The organism is Mesorhizobium sp. P171375 (genome assembly GCF_057786075.1).
Genome location: NZ_JBYNWF010000001.1, coordinates 1,274,978 through 1,293,863, shown reverse-complemented (window position 1 = coordinate 1,293,863; position 18,886 = coordinate 1,274,978). Strand labels below are relative to the sequence as shown.

Annotated in this window: 19 protein-coding genes, 1 tRNA gene and 1 pseudogene; 7 read left to right on the top strand and 14 right to left on the bottom strand. The window is 63.8% G+C overall.

Going from position 1 to position 18,886, the window contains the following annotated elements:
• Nucleotides 1-103: 103 nt before the first annotated feature.
• The 4 genes from ACYHH6_RS06435 to ACYHH6_RS06420 form a co-directional block, all read right to left on the bottom strand.
• Nucleotides 104-913, bottom strand: a complete 810-nt coding sequence (locus tag ACYHH6_RS06435; protein ID WP_352582515.1) for an ABC transporter permease — start codon at nt 911-913, stop codon at nt 104-106.
• Complete coding sequence (locus ACYHH6_RS06430) at nt 913-1,578, bottom strand: ABC transporter permease (protein ID WP_352583268.1); 666 nt, start codon at nt 1,576-1,578, stop codon at nt 913-915. Before ACYHH6_RS06430 ends, ACYHH6_RS06435 begins: the two co-directional genes overlap by 1 nt.
• A gap of 206 nt (nt 1,579-1,784) precedes the next feature.
• Nucleotides 1,785-2,585, bottom strand: coding sequence for a transporter substrate-binding domain-containing protein (locus tag ACYHH6_RS06425; protein ID WP_352582517.1), 801 nt, complete (start codon nt 2,583-2,585; stop codon nt 1,785-1,787).
• A 54-nt stretch (nt 2,586-2,639) separates the two neighbouring features.
• Nucleotides 2,640-3,455 (bottom strand): ABC transporter ATP-binding protein, encoded by an 816-nt coding sequence (locus ACYHH6_RS06420; protein ID WP_352582519.1) that lies wholly within the window; start codon nt 3,453-3,455, stop codon nt 2,640-2,642.
• Nucleotides 3,456-3,668: 213 nt separating this feature from the next.
• Here ACYHH6_RS06420 and ACYHH6_RS06415 point away from each other — a divergent pair, with 213 nt between their 5' ends.
• From ACYHH6_RS06415 to ACYHH6_RS06400, 4 genes are all read left to right on the top strand, one after another.
• The gene (locus ACYHH6_RS06415; protein WP_352582521.1) at nt 3,669-4,541 is read left to right on the top strand and encodes a dimethylarginine dimethylaminohydrolase family protein; all 873 of its coding nucleotides are present in this window, start codon (nt 3,669-3,671) and stop codon (nt 4,539-4,541) included.
• Nucleotides 4,511-5,179, top strand: coding sequence for a TetR family transcriptional regulator C-terminal domain-containing protein (locus ACYHH6_RS06410; RefSeq protein ID WP_352582523.1), 669 nt, complete (start codon nt 4,511-4,513; stop codon nt 5,177-5,179). Before ACYHH6_RS06415 ends, ACYHH6_RS06410 begins: the two co-directional genes overlap by 31 nt.
• A complete protein-coding gene (locus ACYHH6_RS06405) occupies nt 5,176-6,756 on the top strand; it encodes a 5-guanidino-2-oxopentanoate decarboxylase (protein ID WP_352582525.1) in 1,581 nt (526 codons plus the stop codon). Before ACYHH6_RS06410 ends, ACYHH6_RS06405 begins: the two co-directional genes overlap by 4 nt.
• Before the next feature lie 184 nt (nt 6,757-6,940).
• On the top strand, nt 6,941-7,648 hold the full coding sequence (locus tag ACYHH6_RS06400; protein WP_352582527.1) for an SDR family NAD(P)-dependent oxidoreductase: 708 nt from the start codon (nt 6,941-6,943) through the stop codon (nt 7,646-7,648).
• Between the two features lie 20 nt (nt 7,649-7,668).
• Here the strand turns inward: ACYHH6_RS06400 and ACYHH6_RS06395 are convergent, their stop codons facing one another.
• The 6 genes and pseudogenes from ACYHH6_RS06395 to aroA form a co-directional block, all read right to left on the bottom strand.
• The gene (locus ACYHH6_RS06395; protein WP_352582529.1) at nt 7,669-7,971 is read right to left on the bottom strand and encodes a hypothetical protein; all 303 of its coding nucleotides are present in this window, start codon (nt 7,969-7,971) and stop codon (nt 7,669-7,671) included.
• A 123-nt stretch (nt 7,972-8,094) separates the two neighbouring features.
• Nucleotides 8,095-8,916: an MOSC domain-containing protein gene (locus tag ACYHH6_RS06390; protein WP_352582531.1), complete on the bottom strand. Its 822-nt coding sequence runs from the start codon at nt 8,914-8,916 to the stop codon at nt 8,095-8,097.
• 266 nt (nt 8,917-9,182) lie between these two features.
• Nucleotides 9,183-10,880, bottom strand: a complete 1,698-nt coding sequence (gene rpsA, locus ACYHH6_RS06385) for a 30S ribosomal protein S1 (protein ID WP_112563700.1) — start codon at nt 10,878-10,880, stop codon at nt 9,183-9,185.
• 205 nt (nt 10,881-11,085) lie between these two features.
• Nucleotides 11,086-11,736 carry a (d)CMP kinase gene (cmk, locus tag ACYHH6_RS06380; RefSeq protein ID WP_352583270.1) on the bottom strand — a complete coding sequence of 217 codons (651 nt, stop codon included), beginning with the start codon at nt 11,734-11,736 and terminating at the stop codon, nt 11,086-11,088.
• Between the two features lie 30 nt (nt 11,737-11,766).
• Nucleotides 11,767-12,045: pseudogene (locus tag ACYHH6_RS06375) on the bottom strand (DUF6881 domain-containing protein); the annotation flags it as partial.
• Nucleotides 12,042-13,400 (bottom strand): 3-phosphoshikimate 1-carboxyvinyltransferase, encoded by a 1,359-nt coding sequence (gene aroA, locus ACYHH6_RS06370; protein ID WP_352582533.1) that lies wholly within the window; start codon nt 13,398-13,400, stop codon nt 12,042-12,044. The pseudogene ACYHH6_RS06375 and the gene aroA, both read right to left, overlap by 4 nt.
• A gap of 206 nt (nt 13,401-13,606) precedes the next feature.
• Here aroA and ACYHH6_RS06365 point away from each other — a divergent pair, with 206 nt between their 5' ends.
• The 3 genes from ACYHH6_RS06365 (at nt 13,607) to ACYHH6_RS06355 (ending at nt 14,735) form a co-directional block, all read left to right on the top strand.
• Nucleotides 13,607-13,999 (top strand): TIGR02300 family protein, encoded by a 393-nt coding sequence (locus ACYHH6_RS06365; protein ID WP_181056631.1) that lies wholly within the window; start codon nt 13,607-13,609, stop codon nt 13,997-13,999.
• A gap of 171 nt (nt 14,000-14,170) precedes the next feature.
• Nucleotides 14,171-14,246 (top strand) — tRNA-Ala (locus ACYHH6_RS06360).
• A 102-nt stretch (nt 14,247-14,348) separates the two neighbouring features.
• Nucleotides 14,349-14,735 carry a hypothetical protein gene (locus tag ACYHH6_RS06355; RefSeq protein WP_352582535.1) on the top strand — a complete coding sequence of 129 codons (387 nt, stop codon included), beginning with the start codon at nt 14,349-14,351 and terminating at the stop codon, nt 14,733-14,735.
• A gap of 49 nt (nt 14,736-14,784) precedes the next feature.
• On the opposite strand, the gene ACYHH6_RS06350 is transcribed toward ACYHH6_RS06355, so the two are convergent.
• The 4 genes from ACYHH6_RS06350 to ACYHH6_RS06335 are packed head-to-tail and all read right to left on the bottom strand — an operon-like array spanning nt 14,785 to nt 18,877.
• On the bottom strand, nt 14,785-15,549 hold the full coding sequence (locus tag ACYHH6_RS06350; RefSeq protein ID WP_352582537.1) for an ABC transporter ATP-binding protein: 765 nt from the start codon (nt 15,547-15,549) through the stop codon (nt 14,785-14,787).
• Nucleotides 15,550-15,573: 24 nt separating this feature from the next.
• The gene (locus tag ACYHH6_RS06345; protein ID WP_352582539.1) at nt 15,574-16,572 is read right to left on the bottom strand and encodes an ABC transporter substrate-binding protein; all 999 of its coding nucleotides are present in this window, start codon (nt 16,570-16,572) and stop codon (nt 15,574-15,576) included.
• 54 nt (nt 16,573-16,626) lie between these two features.
• Entirely contained in the window at nt 16,627-17,475 is an 849-nt protein-coding gene (locus ACYHH6_RS06340) for an ABC transporter permease (RefSeq protein WP_352582541.1), read from the bottom strand.
• 25 nt (nt 17,476-17,500) lie between these two features.
• Nucleotides 17,501-18,877: an LLM class flavin-dependent oxidoreductase gene (locus ACYHH6_RS06335; protein ID WP_352582543.1), complete on the bottom strand. Its 1,377-nt coding sequence runs from the start codon at nt 18,875-18,877 to the stop codon at nt 17,501-17,503.
• Between the last annotated feature and the right edge of the window lie 9 nt (nt 18,878-18,886).

The window sequence follows — 18,886 nt, the reverse complement described above, 5'->3', positions numbered from 1 at the left end:
GTGAATGTTGAATAGTGAATGGCCGTCTTAGGCGAGGGCGCGAAAATTGCGACCCCTTTCCGCCGACTATTCACCATTCACTATTTTACCATTCACTATTTCACTACCCAATCTTGTTCGGAATCCGCGCCTCGATCTTGCTGAACGCAAACACCAGAATACCGGTGATCGTCATGTAGATCAGCGCCAGGAGCAGCAATGGCTCGTAGGTCAGGTAAGTGTCCTGCCGCACCTTGGACGAGACGGCGAAGATGTCGATGACGCTGATCGTCGCCACCAGCGGCGTCGACTTCAGCTGCAGCACGGTTTCGCCGGTCAGCGTCGGCAGCGCCCGGTAGATGGCCTGCGGCAGCCAGATGCGGCGGAAAATCTTCCAGCGACTCATGCCGAAGGCGCGGGCAGCCTCGAGCTGTCCTTTGGGCACGCCGGCAAAGGCGCCGCGCATCACTTCGCCCTCGTAACCGGCGAAGGACAAGGTCAGCGCCAGAACGCCGTAGGGCCAGGCCTGCCTGAGATACGGCCACATCCAGGATTCGCGGATCCACGGATATTGCGGAAACAGCGAGCCCAGCCCGTAATAGAGCAGCCAGAGCTGGATCAGCAGCGGCGTGCCGCGGATAACGGTGCAGAATGTCTTGGCGGGTGCGGCGAACCAGAACGAGCCGGTAGCCTGCGCCAGCCCGAGCGGCACGGCAAGCAGGAAACCAAGAAAGCAGGTGACGGCGAGGATCCACAGCGAGCGCCAGATGCCCAGCAGTCCCATTTCATAATATTGCGGCAGCCAGTCCCAGCGCATGAAGAAGGCCGCACCGAGAACCAGCGCGATCGCGACCAGGATCAGCACGATGCGATGCGGCTGCAACCATAGCGACGTTCGGGCCGCAACATTGATGATGGTCGCCTCTCCGGCCATCAGCGCGATTCCTTGAGCGAAGGCATGCCGCGCCGCGACCAGGCCTCGACACGGCCGATGAGCAGGTTGGAGACCAGCGACAAGATGAGATAGAGCACGCCCGCGGCGAAAAAGAAGGTGAAATAGGCTTTGGTGACGCCGGCGGCCTGCCGCGTTGCCAACGCCAGCTCGTAGAAACCGACCACCGCCAGAAGCGCTGTGTCCTTGGTGGCGATCAGCCAGAGATTGGCGAGGCCCGGTATGGCGAAGGGCAGCATCGCCGGCAGCGTTATGCGCCGCAGCATCAGGCCGGGCGACATGCCGTAGGCGCGGCCGGCTTCGATCTGGCCCTGCGGAATGGCCAGGATCGCACCGCGGATCACCTCGGTCGAATAGGCGCCCTGGACAAAACCGAGCACGGCGATGCCTGCGGCAAGGCCGCTGATGTCGACGCGCTGGTAGCCCATTGCGGTCAGCGCCTGGTTTATCAGGTCCGTTCCGGCATAATAGAGCAGAAGGATCAGCACCAGTTCGGGTACGGCGCGCACCACGGTCGTGTAGACGGCGAGCAGGTCACGCACGACCGGGCCGCCATAGAGCTTGCCAAAAGCGCCGCCGGTGCCGATCAGGAGACCGAGGACCGTGGCGCCCAGCGCGATCTCGATCGAATGGAGCAGTCCAAGCAACAGCGTGCCGCCCCAGCCCGGCGGGTAGGGCGAAAGAAGCTCGATGATGCCGGCCGCCGAGGCCGAAAGAAGTGCGTCGATCAGCGTCGCCCCCGGATTGCTGGCTCTAACCGCCAACGGCAGCGCCGGCGGCAAGCATGTCTGGGAAAGATCGGGCAGGAAGGCATGGCGCTAAGCGCCATGCCTCCTAGCTCATGCGAGGATCGTCAGTTCGACTGCGCGCCGCCGCCGCCGTAAATGTCGAAATCGAAGTACTTCTTCGAGATCTCGTCATATTTGCCGTTGGCGCGGATCGCTTTGATGCCGGCGTTGATCTTTTCTTTTAGTTCGGTGTCTTCCTTGCGCACGCCGGCGCCCACGCCTGGCCCGAGTACCTCGTCATCGGGAGCCACCATGCCCTTCAAGTCGCAGCAGGCCTTGCCCTGGTCCGATTTCAGGAATGCGTCGAGCGCGATGGAATCCGCCTGGACGGCGTCGAGGCGGCCTGCGGCCAGATCGTTGTTGGCTTCGTCCTGCGTCTGGTATTCCTTGATCTCGGCGGCCGTGGAGCCGAAATGCTTCTTGGCATAGGCCGAATGGGTGGTCGACACCTGCACGCCGAGCACTTTGCCCTTGAGGTCGTCCGGCGTGGCGCCGAATTTCTGGTCCTTCGGCCCAATGATGGCGGTCGGCGTGTTGTAGTACTTGTCCGAGAAGTCGATGGTCTTCTCGCGTTCGGCGGTGATCGACATCGAGCTGGCGATGACGTCGATCTTCTTGGTCGTCAGCGCCGGGATGATGCCGTCCCAGGCGACAGGCGTGATGACGCAGTCGAGCTTCTCCTCGGCGCATACGGCGTCGATGAACTCGATTTCCCAGCCCACCCATTTGCCGGAGGCGTCCGGCGAGGTGAAGGGCGGATAAGGCTCAGCGGCAACGCCGATCTTGACCGGATCGGCCTTGGCCACGCCCATGGTGGCGACGCCGAGCAGCAGCGCTGCGGCGAAGGTTTTCAGAACAGTCTTCATAGTCACGACTCCCATTTTGTTGTTGGTTCCCGGTTTTCTTCCGTCCCGGCCTTCCTAGCCGATGTTGCGGATGAACTGCTTCAGCCTTTCGGATTTCGGTGCGCCGAAGATCTGCTCCGGCGGCCCCTCTTCCTCGACCAGCCCGTTGTAGAGGTAGACGACGTGGGTCGCGACCTCGCGGGCGAATTTCATTTCATGCGTCACCAGCACCATGGTGCGCCCTTCGCGCGCCAGGTCGCCGATCACCTTCAGCACCTCGCCGACCAGTTCCGGGTCGAGCGCCGAGGTCGGCTCGTCGAACAGCATCACGCGCGGGTTGATAGCCAGGGCGCGGGCGATCGCCGCGCGCTGCTGCTGGCCGCCGGAGAGATAGGCCGGGTAGACATCGCGCTTTTCGGCGAGGCCGACCCGCGCCAGCAGCTTTTCGGCTTCCCTGATCGCCACGTCGCGCTTGACGCCGAGCACGTGCACAGGAACCTCAATGACGTTCTCGATCAGCGTCATGTGGCTCCACAGGTTGAAGTTCTGGAACACCATGCCGAGTTTGGAACGGATGCGTTCGATCTGCCGGCGGTCGGCGGGAATGGTGTGGCCGTGGCTGTCCGCCTTGAGCTTGATCTCCTCGCCATTGACACGGATGATGCCGCTGGTCGGGTTCTCCAGGCAGTTGATGCAGCGCAGCAGCGTCGATTTGCCGGAGCCCGAGCCGCCGATGATGGCGATCACCTCGCCGTCGCGCGCCGACAGCGAAACGCCCTTCAGCACATGCAGCTGGCCGAATTTCTTATGCAGGTTCTCGACATGGATGGCTTCGGCCGCACTATTCAGCGCCTTGCCGGATGGGACTGTGGCGACTCCCACCGCGCTCACCGGGTGACCTCTACCACATGGTCGACGGCAGATCGTCGAACGTCTATCCGGCTAATCAACATACGCTGTAATGCCACTCCAGACTTCAGCATGGACTCAACAGCGCGAGCCCGTCAATCTCGCTCATTACGGCACTTGCGGCCTTATTGTGCAAGTGTATAAATAGCTTTCGATGAAATTTTTCCCATTTTTTTCACCTTGAAAAGGGCATCGATGAGCGCTTTCGGATCACAGTCCATGGCGGCGCCGTTGCGGCGTGTGCTGATGCGGTCGGCGGCCAATGCCATGCGCGGCGCCGACAGGGCTACCTGGCACTATGGCCCGGGTTTCGATCCGGCGAAAGCGGCATCGCAGCACGCGGCTCTCGCTGAACTGGTAAGGGCTTCCGGCGCCGAAATCGAATGGATCGATGACAAGGCCGACGGACTGTCGGACTCGGTATTCACCCACGACCCGTCGCTGATGACCGACCGCGGCGCGCTGATCCTGTCCATGGGCAAGCCATTGCGCGCCAGGGAGCCGTCGCTGCATGAGGAAACCTATACACGCCTGGGTATTCCTATCCTCGGCCGCGTCGAGGCTCCCGGCCAGGTCGAAGGCGGCGATTGCGTATGGCTGGATAACAGCACGCTGGTGATCGGGCGCGGTGTGCGCTCCAACCAGGAAGGCATCCAGCAGGTGTCCAACCTGCTGACGCCGCTGGGCATTTCCGTCTACGGCTTCGATCTGCCGCTGTGGCAGGGCGAGGAGGCGTGCCTGCATCTGATGTCGGTGATCAGCCCGCTGGCCGACGACCTCGCGCTGGTCTATTCACCGCTTTTGCCGGCCCCGTTCTATCAGTTGCTGAAGGCACGCGGCATCCGGCTGGTGGAAGGCGACGCCGAAGAGTTTGCCGCGTCCAACGGCCTCAGCCTGAACGTGCTGCCAACCAGCCCGCACAAGGTCATTGCCGTCGCAGGCTTTCCCAAGACCCAGGCCGCGATGGAAGCAGCCGGCTGCACGGTTGAAATCTTCGACGCGGATGCGCTCTGCATCGCCTGCGAAGGTGGGCCGACATGCCTGACGCGGCCCATCCTGCGCCAATGAATGAGCGCCGCAAGTTCCGTCGCGAGGGCGAGGAGCGGCGGCGGCAGGACCTGATCGACGCGACTCTGGACAGCGTGGCGGAACATGGCCTGGAGGGCGCCAGCCTGCGCGCCATCGCCTTGCGCGCCGGTGTCACCGCCGGGCTGATCCGGCACTATTTCCCCGGCAAGGAGGAATTGCTGCAGGAAGCCTACGCGGCGCTGATGGGCCGTATGACCGAGCAGGCGAAAGCGGCATTGCTTGTGGAAAATGCCTCGCCGCGCCAGCGCCTTGCGGCCTTCGTCACCGCCAACCTCAATGCGCCGATCATCGATGCGCGCGTGTTTTCGCTCTGGGCAACCTTCATCGGCCGCGCCGGCGCGGATCCGTCGCTCGCCCGAGTGCACCGCGAAGGCTATCTCGGCTTTCGCAACGAGGTGGAAGCGGTCGTGGCCGAAGTGCTCGGCGCCGAACAGCGCAGGCCGGACGCAAATGAGCTGCGCCGCCATGCCATCGCGATCAACGCGATCATCGACGGGCTCTGGATCGAAGGCTGTCTGGCCGCAGAGATGTTCTCGCCTGGCGAATTGGCGGCGATCGGCGTCAAAGCCATAGAGGCCGAGCTCGGCCTCGCACCGGAAAGGGGAAAAGACAAATGACAACGCTCGGCGAAGCCCTCATCAAGCTACTCGAGGCGCATGGCGTCGACACCGTCTTCGGCATTCCGGGCGTCCATACGGTCGAGCTTTACCGCGGGCTGGCGCGCTCAAAAATCCGCCACATCACGCCGCGGCACGAACAGGGCGCCGGCTTCATGGCCGACGGCTATGCGCGCGCCAGCGGCAGACCGGGCGTCGCCTTCGTCATCACCGGGCCGGGGCTGACCAACACCATCACCGCCATGGGCCAGGCACGCGCCGATTCGGTGCCGATGCTGGTGATTTCGGGCGTCAACGCGATGCCGACGCTGGGCAAGGGGCTGGGCTTCCTGCACGAGCTGCCGGACCAGCGCGGCATGATGGAGAAGGTGGCGCTGTTTTCGCAGCGCGTCACCGAGGCCAGCGAATTGCCAAGTGCTTTGGCACAGGCCTTCGCGCTGTTTTCGTCCTCGCGACCGGGGCCTGTGCATATCGAAATCCCGACCGATGTCATGGTCAAACCGGCCGACGGCATCACTGCTCTGCTCACCAATGCGGCGCCACCGGCGCCGGATGGCGCGGCAATCGCCGAAGCCGCTAGGCTGATCGCCGCCGCGCACCGGCCGCTGATCCTGGCCGGCGGTGGTGCCAAGCGCGCCGGTGAGCCCTTGCAGCGCCTGGCCGAGCGGCTGGGTGCGCCTGTCGTCCAGACCGCCAATGCGCGCGGCCTGCTGCACGCGCATCCGCTTTGCGTGCCTGCCAGCCCCAGCCTGAAAGCGGTGCGGGCGCTGATGGCCGACGCCGATCTGGTCATCGCCGCCGGCACCGAATTCGGCCCGACCGATTACGACGGCTACAGCGATGGCGGTTTTGTCTTGCCGGCCAACCTGATCCGCATCGACATCGGCGCCGACCAGCTCGCCCGTCGCCCGGTGAGCGTCGGCATCCAGGCCGATTGCGCTGAGGCGGTCGAAACCTTGCTTGCCGCGATAGGCCCTGATCGTGTCGCAGCGAAGGACGGCGAGAGCCGCGCCGACGCGGCACGAAAAGCGGCCTTTGCCGAACTGAGCCCCGCCTATGCAGCACAGGTGCATGCGGTGGAAACCATCCGCGACGCCTTGCCGGGCGCCATCATCGTCGGCGATTCCACACAGCCGATCTACGCCGCCAATCTCTACTACGACCACGACCGGCCGGGCGGCTGGTTCAACGCCGCCACCGGCTTCGGCGCACTCGGCTATGGGCCGCCGGCGGCGATCGGTGCCGCGCTCGCCATGCCCGGCGTGCCGGTGGTCTGTCTCACCGGCGATGGCGGCTTCCAGTTCACCCTGCCGGAACTGGGCGCGGCGCTCGATGCGCCGGCGCCGGTCATCTTCGTCGTCTGGAACAACAGAGGCTATCGCGAGATCGAGACTTCGATGCTCGATGTCGGCGTCGAACCAGTCGGCGTGTCGCCGGCGCCACCGGATTTCTGCAAGCTGGCCGAGGCTTACGGCATTGCCGCCGAACGGCTTGCCGGTACTGCTGATCTTGCCGATGCGCTCAAACGCGCACGCGCAACCGGGCTACCGCACGTCATCGAAATCACCATCGATTGACGCTTTGCCATCCGCCGTACGTCCATGCGCCGGCAAAGGGGCGGCCGGCTGCTTCGAGCGATGCAAAGACGCAACACTGCCATGTCGAGATGGCAGTTGAGTGATCGTGCAAAAGGCGCGACGCTCTGCGTCGGGCGCGGCGAAAGAACGACATAATCATAAAAAATTACAGGAGCGGTCCAGGATGACGGAAACACTTCAGGGAAAGCATATCGTGGTGACCGGTGGCACCGGGGCGCTCGGTGCAGCGGTTGTCGGCAAATTGTTGGCCGACGGCGCGATCTGCCACGTGCCGAATGCCCATGCCGCGGCCCCCACGCATTTTCCCTTCACGGCAGATGATCGCGTCCGGCTGGCGCATAATGTCGATCTCGCCGATCCCGCCAAGGTCGATGCCTTTTACGACAGCGTTCCTGATCTGTGGGCCTCCATCCATCTGGCCGGCGGCTTTGCCGCAGCACCTGTCGAGAAGATCGAATCGGCATCCTTTGCCGAAATGATGGACACCAACGCCCGCACTGCCTTCCTGTGCTGCCGCGCGGCCGTGCGCTCGATGCTTGGCTCGGCTACTGCGGGTCGCATCGTCAATGTCACGGCCCGCGCCGGGCTCGACCCGCGTCGCGGCGCCGGCATGGTCGCCTATGCCGCGAGCAAGGCCGCGGTGGCGGCAATGACGGTGGCAATGGCGGAGGAGTTGAAGCACAAGGGCATACTGGTCAACGCGATTGCGCCCTCGACGCTCGATACGCCCGCCAACCGTGCCGACATGCCGGATGCCGATGTCACCAAATGGGTCAGCCTGGAAGCCGCCGCAGAGGCAATCGCCTATCTGGCATCGCCGGCCAATCTGGCGATGAGCGGCACGCTGGTGCCGCTTTACGGCCGCGCCTGAAGGGCGCCGCGTAGGGCGTCTCATTTGCAGACGAGCTTGCCTATCTGCAGCTTGAACTTGCGTGGGCCCGGCATCGGTTCCGCGCTCGCATCGTCGACGATAAACACATCGAGCGTGCAGTCGCCGCCGCCCACCCGGTAGTGGTCATTTCCGATATGCTCGATCACGTCGATCGGGCCGTGATTTTCCAGCCTGCGCGCAACATCGCCGCTGTCGGTGATGGCGTCGATCTCCGCCTTGCGCTGCCAGTAGGGAGGTAATGCAGCCGACGCCGCCGCAGTGCCGATCAAAAGGAATGCTGCGACAAAACCGATACGGGTCATGGGGCCTCCGATCGTCTGGCTTCCACCAGCGGCCTTTGCCGACGGAGCTCAATCTAGAGCCAAGGTCGGCCGTTTCCAACATGGCGGCCGCCGACGCTTCCACGGCATAGAAGAACCCCGCGACTATGTCAGGTTCGAGACGCCCGCCTCCACGACCTCGACTGCGTCACCGATTGAGATCGTGCCGGCGTTGTTCGGAATCGCGTTCTGGCCGAAGATAATGCCGCCCTTGGCGGAGCGGTGGAGTTTGCCAAGCGTCTGCAACGGCTCGCGCGGGTCCGGCTGCTCGCCGCTGTGCGGATCGCGGGTGGTGATGACACAGCGCGAGCAGGGCTTTGCGATCCGCAACGCGACAGCGCCGATGCGGATCGTCTTCCAGTTGTCTTCAGGCCATGCGCCTTCGGCGTCGAGGACGATGTTCGGCCGAAACCGCGCCATCTCGATGGGCCTGGCAAGATGGCTGTTCAGATGGTCCAGCGAGCCCGTCGTCGCGATCAGCAACGGAAAACCGTCGGCAAAGCCGACATAGTCGCCGGGCTGGCCGAATTCCGGGTCGACCGGCCGGTTCTTCGGATCGTCGAAATAAACGAGATCGACGGGCCGGCCAAGAATCGCCGAGAGATAGGCGCCGGCGGCCGGATCGGCCGACCGCGCAACAACCATGTCCTTCCAGATCTTGACCTGACGCAGCGCGGCACCAGAGCCTGGAGCCTCTACGGCGTGCGAGCCATGCCTGTCATGCTTCAACAGAATGCCGGTGCCGCGATGCTCGACGTCGATCGTCGTCATTGCCGGTATCTGGCGAATGGTGAGGAACTGCCCGTCCTTGTCGACGACCATCCAGCGACGGTCGCCTTCCATGCCCATGGTCTCGATATCGGCGCTCGGCACGGCATGGCCGCGCAGGCTCTTGACCGGATAGCGATAGAGTTCGACGACCTTCATGCGCAATGCTTCTCTGTTGCCCCCAAGGGCGTGACATCCCACGTTTATGCCGGCAAACGACATGCGCCCGACCCTACAGCCGCCCGTGCCGAATTGAAGGGGTTCCACCGTCTTTGTCTTGTGCCAACCGCCTCGTAAGGCCGCCGCCACCCAGCTCTCACGCGCATGAAAAAACCCGCGAGCCTTGCAGCCCGCGGGTCTTCTTGGTTCAGGCCGTGCGCGAGGCGCGGCAGCAACCGAGGCTTACGCGCTGCGCGCGAAGCGGCTTAGCTGCCCTGCTTCTTCAGCGCGGCGCCCAGGATGTCGCCCAGCGAAGCGCCGGAGTCGGTCGAGCCGTACTGTGCGACCGCTTCCTTCTCTTCGGCGATTTCCAGCGCCTTGATCGAGACCTGCAGCTTGCGGGTCTTCTTGTCGAAGGCGATGACGCGAGCGTCAACCTTCTGGCCGACAGTGAAGCGCTCGGGGCGCTGCTCGTCGCGGTCACGGCTCAGATCGGAGCGCTTGATGAAGGTCTCGATGCCGCTGTCGACCAGCCGCACTTCCAGACCGCCATCCTTGACGCCGATGACTTCGCAGGTGACGACCGCGTTCTTACGCAGTTCGCCTGAAGTCGCCGCTTCGCCGACCGTATCCTTGGCCAGCTGCTTGATGCCGAGCGAGATGCGCTCCTTGTCGATGTCGACGTCGAGCACCTGCGCCTTGACCATGTCGCCGCGATTGTACTCTTCGATGACCTGCTCGCCCGGACGGGTCCAGTCGAGGTCGGAGAGGTGCACCATGCCGTCCACGTCGCCTTCGAGGCCGATGAACAGGCCGAACTCGGTCTTGTTCTTGACCTCGCCCTCGACCTGGCTGCCGACCGGATGGCTAGAAGCGAAAGCCTGCCACGGATTCTCGAGCGTCTGCTTGAGGCCGAGCGAGATGCGGCGCTTGGCCGGATCGACCTCGAGCACCACAACGTCGACTTCCTGCGTCGTCGACAGGATCTTGCCGGGGTGCACGTTCTTCTTGGTCCACGACATTTCCGAAACGTGGATGAGGCCCTCGATGCCCGGCTCCAGCTCGACGAACGCGCCGTAGTCGGTGATGTTGGTGACGGTGCCCTTGATCTTCTTGCCGATCGGGAACTTGGTGCCGATCTCGGACCACGGATCCGACTCGAGCTGCTTCATGCCGAGCGAGATGCGGTGGGTTTCCTGGTTGATGCGGATGATCTGCACCTTGACCGTCTGACCGATGTTGAGGATTTCGGTCGGATGGTTGACGCGGCGCCATGCCATGTCGGTGACATGCAGCAGGCCGTCGATGCCGCCGAGGTCGACGAACGCACCGTAATCGGTGATGTTCTTGACGACGCCTTCGACAACCTGGCCTTCTTCGAGGTTCTGCACGATTTCCGAACGCTGTTCGGCGCGGCTTTCCTCGAGCACGGTGCGACGCGACACCACGATGTTGCCGCGACGGCGATCCATCTTGAGGATCTCGAAGGGCTGCGGGTTGTGCATCAGCGGGGAGACGTCGCGGATCGGGCGGATATCGACCTGGCTGCGCGGCAGGAAGGCCACAGCGCCGTCGAGGTCGACGGTGAAGCCGCCCTTGACCTGGTTGAAGATGACGCCTTCGACGCGCTCACCCTTGGTGAACTTCTCTTCGAGCTTGACCCAGCTCTCTTCGCGGCGGGCCTTGTCGCGCGACAGGACGGCTTCGCCCAGTGCGTTCTCGATGCGCTCGACCATGACTTCGACAGTGTCGCCGACCTTGAGCGTCGAGTCCTTGCCCTTGACGCCGAATTCCTTCAGCGGCACGCGGCCTTCGACCTTGAGGCCGACATCGATGATGGCCATGTCTTTTTCGATCGCCAGGATCGTGCCCTTGACGACCTGACCTTCGCCGGAGTGACCGGTGGTAAATGATTCTTCGAGCAGGCTCGCGAAATCGTCGCGAGTGGGATTTGCAGCTGACATATTTTCTCCTGGAGTGCCCCGCATCTGTTGCGGGACGGGCGCCGTGGGTTAGCGTTGCGTTGGCCTGCCGGCGTTCCGGGCTACAAAAGCCCTGGGCCGCCTAAGCGGCAATTCCGGCGCATGAAGAATGCTGGCAGGCTGGTTCGTGCCCGATATGGGTATTTTCTTCGCTTCCGGCAATCGGTGGCAGCGGGAAAACCTTCAATCAGGCTTTATCTCTCTTGGCCAAGGCGTCGTCTATGATCGTTTTGGCCGCCAGAAACGCGGCCTCTATAGCCATTTCGGAGGTATCAAGCAAGTGCGCGTCCGTTGCCGGCTTCAGCGGCGAGTCGGCGCGGCCCATGTCGCGCGCGTCACGGCGCTCGATATCGGCGAGGATTTCGGAAAAATTGGCTGAGCCGCCGATGCTCTCGATCTCCGCCAGCCGGCGCTGCGCGCGCACCTCGGCGCTCGCCGTCACATAGAGTTTTATGTCGGCGTCCGGGCACACAACGGTGCCGATGTCGCGCCCGTCGAGCACCGCGCCTGGAGGGGTTTTGGCGAAGTCACGCTGCTTTTCGACCAGGATGCGCCGCACGGTCGGGTAAACCGCAACCTTCGAGGCAGCCTCGCCAACCGCATGCGCCGATAGCACCGCCCGGTCGAGCTTCGCCAGATCGACCTGACGCGCGGCGGTCTCGGCCGCCGAGACATTGTCGAGGGGTAGCGCGTGCTGGAGCAATGCGTAGGCCACGGCGCGATAGGTGAGGCCAGTGTCGAGGAGGTTGAGGCGGTAGTGGTCGGCAAGCCGGCGGGCAAGGGTGCCTTTGCCGGCGCCGGCGGGACCGTCGATGGCGATGGTGAAGACGTGTGTCATTCGAAACCTCGATGCAAGTGCCTCACGCCATTGGCGCTCGAAGTCAACCGCCGTGACTTCCGAGGCTTCGAACTGGCTGTCCGAATTGATCTCTGCGAGATCAGGAAAGCCCTCTGTCGAATTTCCGGTCCCTCCGACTTCTATATCCTCCGACCCGTCAAGGGCGGGGCCGCGAATGGCGAAGCCCACGGAGCCATCGGCATAGAATTCTATTGTTCGGTTCTGAAAATTGTCGTCGGCGACTTCATACCAGAGGTGGGACGGCTCCTCTGGTATATCATGTTTCCAATGAACGAAAACGTATCTCACCCGATCTCCGCGCCCAGCCCAGTCATCAAATCCATGAATTCCGGAAAGCTGGTCGCGATCATGGCGGCGTCGTCGATGGTCACCGGCTTTTCCGTTGCCAGGCCCATGACCAGAAAGCTCATGGCGATGCGGTGGTCGAGATGGGTCTGGACCGTCGTGTCCTGGCCGTTGGGATGACCGCCCAGGCCCTTGCCGCCGGGCTTGCCGCGCACGGCCAAGCTAGCTTCCCCCTCGGTGCAGTCGACGCCATTGATCTTCAATCCGTTGGCCACCGCCGCCAGCCGGTCGGATTCCTTCACCCGCAGCTCTTCCAGGCCCAGCATCAGCGTTTCGCCTTCAGCGAAGCTGGCGGCAACCGCGAGCACCGGATATTCGTCGATCATCGACGGCGCCCGCTCGGGCGGCACGGTGACGCCCTTCAATTCGGAGTAGCGTACGCGCAGGTCGGCGACATCCTCGCCACCGGCATTGCGCGGGTTCAAGATGTCTATCTGGCCGCCCATTTCCTGCAGCGTCAGAAGCAGGCCGGCGCGAGTTGGGTTCATCAGCACGTTTTCGATAACAATGTCGGAACCCGGCACGATCAGCGCCGCGACCAGCGGGAAGCCGGCCGAGGACGGGTCGCCCGGTACCGCTATGATCTGTCCCGTCAGCTTGCCCTGGCCCTCGATGAAGATATGGCGCACGCCGCGCTCGTCGGTCTCGACCGACAGGTTGGCGCCGAAGCCCTTCAGCATCTTTTCGGTGTGGTCGCGCGTCATCACCGGTTCGATGACGGTGGTAATGCCCGGCGTGTTGAGGCCGGCGAGCAGCACGGCCGACTTCACCTGCGCCGAGGCCATCGGCACGCGGTAGGTGATGGGGGCGGCATGCTTCGGTCCATGCAGCGTGATCGGCATGCGGTCACCGGGCGTTGCCTTCAGCACCTGCACGCCCATCTGGCGCAAGGGTTCGAGCACGCGGCCCATCGGCCGTCCCGACAGCGAGGCGTCGCCGATGAAGGTCGTTTCCATATCGTAAGTGCCGACAAGACCCATGGTGAGGCGCGAACCGGTGCCGGCATTGCCGAAATCGAGCGGGCCTTCCGGCTGCAGCAGCGCGCCATTACCGGTGCCGCGGATCACCCATTCGGCGCCGCGCTTCTCGATATGCGCGCCCATCGCCTTCATGGCGGCAGCCGTGCGCATCACGTCCTCGCCTTCCAGCAGGCCGGTGACGCGGGTTTCGCCGGAGGCCAGGCCGCCGAACATCATGGAACGGTGTGAAATCGACTTGTCGCCCGGCACGCGGGCGGTGCCGGAAAGGGCTGAGGATTTGCGGGCGGTGGCCGGCTTGGCAGCGGCGGCGTGAGACATGGAATTTCCCTGGACGGAATGCCGGCGCACCGGCGCTTTTCATTTGTTGCGGCGGTCTCGTATCACGGCGGGCACAAATGGTCATCCCCATGGTCGTCACTTGGCGCGGGGCCTTTCAGTACTTGGTTTTGTGACGCCGGCTTTTCGCTTTGACAGCGCGGTAAACTGTGGTTATGGGGACCACTCTTTTACTGACGAGGCTTGCCGTGGCAAAAAACGAACTTGGCACAAAGCGTGTCGACCCTGAGACGGGTCGAAAATTCTACGACCTGAACAAGGACCCGATCGTCTCGCCCTATACGGGCAAGACCTATCCGCGTTCCTACTTCGAGGAAGGCAAGATCGCCGCCATCGAAGAGGAAGAGGAAGTGGCCGAGAAGGAAGTAGACGCCGAGGAAGAAGAAGGCGTTGAAGTCGTCTCGCTTGAAGAGGCCGACGAAGACGTCAAGGCCGGCGACGACCTTCCCGATCTGGGCGACGACGAGGACGATGTGGACCTCGGCGACGACGAGGACGATACGTTCCTTGCCGACGAAGAAGAAGAAGATGACGATGTCGCTGACATGATCGGCGTCGGCGACGACGACGACGAGGTCTGATCGACCGCGGGCATATGCGCCCGCAGGCTTTCTTGAGCTGTGACGAAAAAGCGGTTCTTGCAGGCTTGATATTCAGGGAAGACGGGGTTAGAAGCCGCCTGCACTAAACGGCGCGGTGTTGAACCGCTCCGGACCTCTACGCCGGCAACGGCGCCGGCTGACTGCCGGAGTGGGGCCATAGCTCAGTTGGGAGAGCGCTTGAATGGCATTCAAGAGGTCGTCGGTTCGATTCCGATTGGCTCCACCAAACAGTCTCTTTCCGACGCTCGGGTTCGCGGCATTCATGCTTGTCGCCTGCCAGTCGGCGCCTGAACCATCATCCCCGCCGCCAGCGCCCGCACCTCAGCCGATGGCGCCTGCCGCGATCTCCGCGGACGGTGCGGCGGTCCTCGATCCGTCTGTCAGGGTCATGCCCCCCGGCGAGGGCATCCCGGCCAAATATGTCGCATTTTCCGGCATATGGGGCGGACGTCTCGATGGGATGTATGACGGCAAGCTCGCCGTGCTGACGATTTCGCGCGGCGGGAATGTCTCCGCCATCTACGCCTGGGGCGATGTCGCCGACAACAAACCGGGCGTGGCCGACGGTGAAGGCAAGATTTTCGGCAACACGTTGAAACTGCGGCGCCTTCCCAATGGCGCGGACGTCAGCGCGGTCATGCAGGCGGACGGGACGCTGACCGTCACCTATGGGCTTGCCGACCGCACCTATACGGGCACGTTCACCAAGCAGTAATCGCGAGAGCGAACCTCCTGTGTCAGCCCACGGCTGGCGCCCGCCCCGATCAATGCAGGCCGAACTCGCGCAGCAATTCTTCGCGATAGCGCACGAAGCGGCTTTCGCTGCGCTCGCGCGGGCGCGGCAGGTCGATGTCGATCAGCCTTGCCGCGCCGCCTTTCTCCTTGGGCAGGATCAGCACCCGGTCGGCTAGATAGATCGCCTCTTCCAGATCGTGGGTGACCATCACCATGGTGACGTTCTCCTCGCTCCAGATGCGTGCCAGTTCCTCCTGCATGCCGATCTTGGTCATGGCGTCCAGCGCTCCCAGCGGCTCGTCGAGCAGGAGAATTTCGGGCTGGACGGTAAGCGCCCGGGCGATGCCGACGCGCTGTGCCATGCCACCCGAAAGCTGGCTCGGAAAAGCATCGGCGAATTCGGCAAGGCCGACCAGCGCAACGTAGAAGCGGGCGCGTTCCTCGGCTTGTCTCTTGGGCACGCCGCGGACTTCAAGGCCAAAGGCGACATTGCCGAGTACGCTCAGCCAGGGCAGCAGGCGCGGCTCCTGGAAAATCACGGCGCGCTCGGCGCCGACGCCATGCACCGGCTGGCCGTCGATCGCGACGGCGCCGCTGTCGGCAGCCTCCAGTCCGGCCAGAATGCGCAGCAACGTGGTCTTGCCGGAGCCGCTGGCGCCGACGATGACCAGGCATTCCCCCGAACGGATGTCGAGGTTGAGTGTCCGCAGCACGGCAAGCCGGCGCCCGCCAAGGCTGAAGGATTTGGAGAGGTCGCGGATCGAGACCTCTCCGCCACGGTTGGAACCGGTCATCTCATCTCCCAGCTATTTCAGAGCTCAGTTGGTCTTGGTTTCGCCGGGCCGGTACAGGATGTCGGCAGCCTTCAGCTTGCCCTTGGCCAGACGGCCGTCGCGCTCCAGCACGGCGACCCAGAAATCGATGTCTCGATCGTTCGCCTGCGCACCTTCACGCAGGCCAAAGCCGGTCCAGTAGCGGGCGAGATCGCCGTTTTCACCGCGCTTGTTGAGGATATTGGCCAGCGCCTTGCGGGCTTCGTCCGGGTTCTGGCGCGACCAGTCTGAAGCGCGCGCCGACTGTTCAACGAAGTTGCGCGCCGCATCCGGATTGGCGGCAATGAAGTCGCGCCTGAGCACGACGAAGCCGCCGGCAAGTTCGCCGAGCACTTGGGTATCGTCGAACACGCCGCGCACGCCGCCATTGGCGACCAGCGCACCGGCAAACGTCGCCTGCCAGTAGCCGAGCCCGGCTATGTCGACCTGGCGTGAGCGCAAGGTCTGCTCCAGCTGCGGGCCAGGCACGACGACGAGGTTGGCGGCATCCGGCGGCAAGCCGACGCTGTGCAGGGCTTCGCGCACCGTATAGTCGAGATGGGCACCTAGCGTGTTGACCGAGATGGTCTTGCCGGCAATGTCGGCGATCGATTTGATCGGGCTGTCTTCCAGCACATAGAAGACGCTCTTCACGTCCTTGTTGATGCCGTTGCTCGGATAGGCGGCGACGAAGTCGTTGCCGCCAGAGATCGAGTTGATCACCGCCGCGGTGGCGGCCGAGCCGATGTCGACGCTGCCGGACGACAGCGCAAACAGCGATTCCGGTCCGCCCGAGGCATAGCCGACATTCTCCAGCTCGACGCCGAGCCCCTTGTAGTAGCCGAGCTCGGCGGCCAGCTCATGCGGTGAGATGCTGCCGCGGCTGGCGAGATAGCGGAATTTCACGGGTGCGGTTTCGGCAAAGGCGAGGCGCGGCAGGCCGGCGGCGATGAGGCCGGCGGCAAGCGGTGCGCCGGCAAGCAGGGAACGGCGAGTGATTTTCATGATCCGGTCTTTCCTGGGTAAGAGCTGGCCTGGATAAGGGTGATGTACGGACTGCTAATTGACTGGATTGCTCCAACGATAGAGCCGCCGCTGCAGCGCGACCAGCGCCTGGTTGGCGATCAGGCCAAGTCCGGCGAGGATGACGATTGCCGCAAACATCAGCGGGATCTGGAAATTGTACTGCGCGTTCATCACCTGGAAGCCGATGCCCTTGTTGGCGCCGATCATCTCAGAGGCGATCAGGAGCAGCAGCGCGGTGGTGGCGCTCAGCCGCAGACCGACGAAGATCGACGGCACGGCGCCCGGCAGCACGACGCGGCGAAACACGGTGAGCCGACTCGCCCCGTAGACGCGCGCCATTTCGAGCAGCTTGGGATCGACCTCCTTGACGCCGCTGGTGGTGTTGAGCAGCAGCGGAAACAGCGTTGCCCAGAAGATGACGAAGATCTTCGAGGTTTCGCCCAGCCCCAAGAGCAGGATGAACACCGGGTAGAGCGCCAGCGCCGACGTCTGCCGGAATACTTGCAGGATCGGATCGAGCGCTGTTTCGACCGGACGCACCTGGCCCATGAACAGGCCGAGAGGGATGGCGACCGCAACCGCCGCCGCAAAGGCAATGCCGGCGCGCTGCAGGCTGATGGCGATGTCGCCGAGCAGGCTGCCGCCGGCAAGCCCTTTCCAGAGCGCGGTGATGATCATGTCGAGCGGCGGCAGCACCGCCGCGTTGACCCATCCGACGCTGCTTGCCACCTGCCAGAGCGCCAGGAAACCGACAAGCACACCGTAGCGCGACAGGAAGCGGACAGCCGCCCTACCGCTGAGGCGCAGAAAGTCGTCGCCAGGCCCGCTTTCGCTGCGACTGGCGCGGATCGTGATCGGCCGATCGATGTGCTGAAATGTCATCGCGTCATCCCTTCAGCTATGAGGATCATTCGGCGGCAAGGACGGTCGAGCGGGCGACGGTCCATGGGTTTTCCGGCCGCCTGAGACCGAGATTCTCGCGCAGTGTCCGGCCTTCATAAGCGGTGCGGAACAGACCGCGCCGTTGCAACTCGGGAATGACCAGGTCGACGAAATCGTCGAGCGCACCGGGCAGCCAGGGCGGCAGGATGTTGAAGCCGTCGGCCGCCTCGCTGGTGAACCATTCTTCCAGCTGGTCGGCGACCTGCGTGACGCTGCCGACGATGGTGTAGTGGCCGCGCGCCGTCGCCACCCATTGGTAGAGCTGGCGGATGGTGAAGTTGTGCTCGTCGGCGATCTGCCGGATCAGCGCCTGACGGCTCTTCATGCCTTCGGTTTCCTTGCTCGGTGGCAGCGGGCCGTCGAGCGGATAGCCCCTGATGTCGAGCGTCTGGCCGGCGAGCCCGTTGAGCAGCGCAACACCGTCCTCGGGCAGGATGAGGTCGTTGAGCTGCTGGTATTTGGCGCGGGCTTCTTCCTCGGTGCGCCCGACAAAGGGCGCAACGCCGGGCATGATCAACACCTGGTCGGGATCGCGGCCGACTTCCGCCACGCGAGCCTTGATGTCGCGGTAGAATTCCTGCGCCGTCTCGAGCTTCTGATGGGCGGTGAAGATGACCTCGGCCGAGTGCGCGGCAAGTCCGCGGCCATCTTCCGACTGCCCGGCTTGTACGACAACCGGATGTCCCTGCACCGGGCGCGGCACGTTGAGCGGACCCTTGACGCTGAAATGTTCGCCCTTGTGGTCGATGTCATGCAATTTGTCCTTGTCGTAGAAGCGGCCCGACTGCTTGTCGCGGATGAAGGCGTCATCCTCCCAGCTGTCCCACAGCGCCTTGACCGTCTCGACATGCTCATGCGCCCGCGCATAGCGCTCGGCGTGGTTGGGCTGGACATCGCGGTTGAAATTGCGTGCGGTCTCGTCGCCGGCCGAGGTCACCACGTTCCAGCCGGCGCGGCCGTTCGACAACAGGTCGAGCGAAGCGAATTTGCGCGCCAGCGTGTAGGGCTCCTCATAGGTGGTGGAGGCCGTGGCGATGAAGCCGAGATGCGTGGTCAGCGGCGCCAGCGCCGCAAACAGCGTCACCGGCTCGAAGCCGGCGATCTTGGCGTTTCCGCCTTCGCGGGCGCCGAGGCCGACGGTCAGATTGTCAGCCAGGAAATAGGCGTCGAACAGGCCGCGCTCGGCGGTCAGCGCCAGCTGTCTGTGGAACTCGAAATTGGTGGCGCCGTCGGCCGGCGCATCGGGATGGCGCCAGGCGGCAATATGCTGTCCGCCGCCGGGCAGGAAGGCGCCGAGCTTGATCTGCCGCGGCTTGCTCTGGGATTTGCTGGCTCTGGTCATGCGCAAGGC

Coding starts and splice junctions, on each gene's coding strand:
- ACYHH6_RS06410 (WP_352582523.1), top strand. CDS start 4,511: ATGCCTGACGCGGCCCATCCTGCGCCAATGAATGAGCGCCGCAAGTTC.
- ACYHH6_RS06425 (WP_352582517.1), bottom strand. CDS start 2,585: ATGAAGACTGTTCTGAAAACCTTCGCCGCAGCGCTGCTGCTCGGCGTC.
- ACYHH6_RS06405 (WP_352582525.1), top strand. CDS start 5,176: ATGACAACGCTCGGCGAAGCCCTCATCAAGCTACTCGAGGCGCATGGC.
- ACYHH6_RS06415 (WP_352582521.1), top strand. CDS start 3,669: ATGAGCGCTTTCGGATCACAGTCCATGGCGGCGCCGTTGCGGCGTGTG.
- aroA (WP_352582533.1), bottom strand. CDS start 13,400: ATGTCTCACGCCGCCGCTGCCAAGCCGGCCACCGCCCGCAAATCCTCA.
- ACYHH6_RS06355 (WP_352582535.1), top strand. CDS start 14,349: ATGGCGCCTGCCGCGATCTCCGCGGACGGTGCGGCGGTCCTCGATCCG.
- ACYHH6_RS06390 (WP_352582531.1), bottom strand. CDS start 8,916: ATGAAGGTCGTCGAACTCTATCGCTATCCGGTCAAGAGCCTGCGCGGC.
- ACYHH6_RS06345 (WP_352582539.1), bottom strand. CDS start 16,572: ATGAAAATCACTCGCCGTTCCCTGCTTGCCGGCGCACCGCTTGCCGCC.
- ACYHH6_RS06395 (WP_352582529.1), bottom strand. CDS start 7,971: ATGACCCGTATCGGTTTTGTCGCAGCATTCCTTTTGATCGGCACTGCG.
- ACYHH6_RS06400 (WP_352582527.1), top strand. CDS start 6,941: ATGACGGAAACACTTCAGGGAAAGCATATCGTGGTGACCGGTGGCACC.
- ACYHH6_RS06350 (WP_352582537.1), bottom strand. CDS start 15,549: ATGACCGGTTCCAACCGTGGCGGAGAGGTCTCGATCCGCGACCTCTCC.
- ACYHH6_RS06435 (WP_352582515.1), bottom strand. CDS start 913: ATGGCCGGAGAGGCGACCATCATCAATGTTGCGGCCCGAACGTCGCTA.
- rpsA (WP_112563700.1), bottom strand. CDS start 10,880: ATGTCAGCTGCAAATCCCACTCGCGACGATTTCGCGAGCCTGCTCGAA.
- ACYHH6_RS06335 (WP_352582543.1), bottom strand. CDS start 18,877: ATGACCAGAGCCAGCAAATCCCAGAGCAAGCCGCGGCAGATCAAGCTC.
- ACYHH6_RS06340 (WP_352582541.1), bottom strand. CDS start 17,475: ATGACATTTCAGCACATCGATCGGCCGATCACGATCCGCGCCAGTCGC.
- cmk (WP_352583270.1), bottom strand. CDS start 11,736: ATGACACACGTCTTCACCATCGCCATCGACGGTCCCGCCGGCGCCGGC.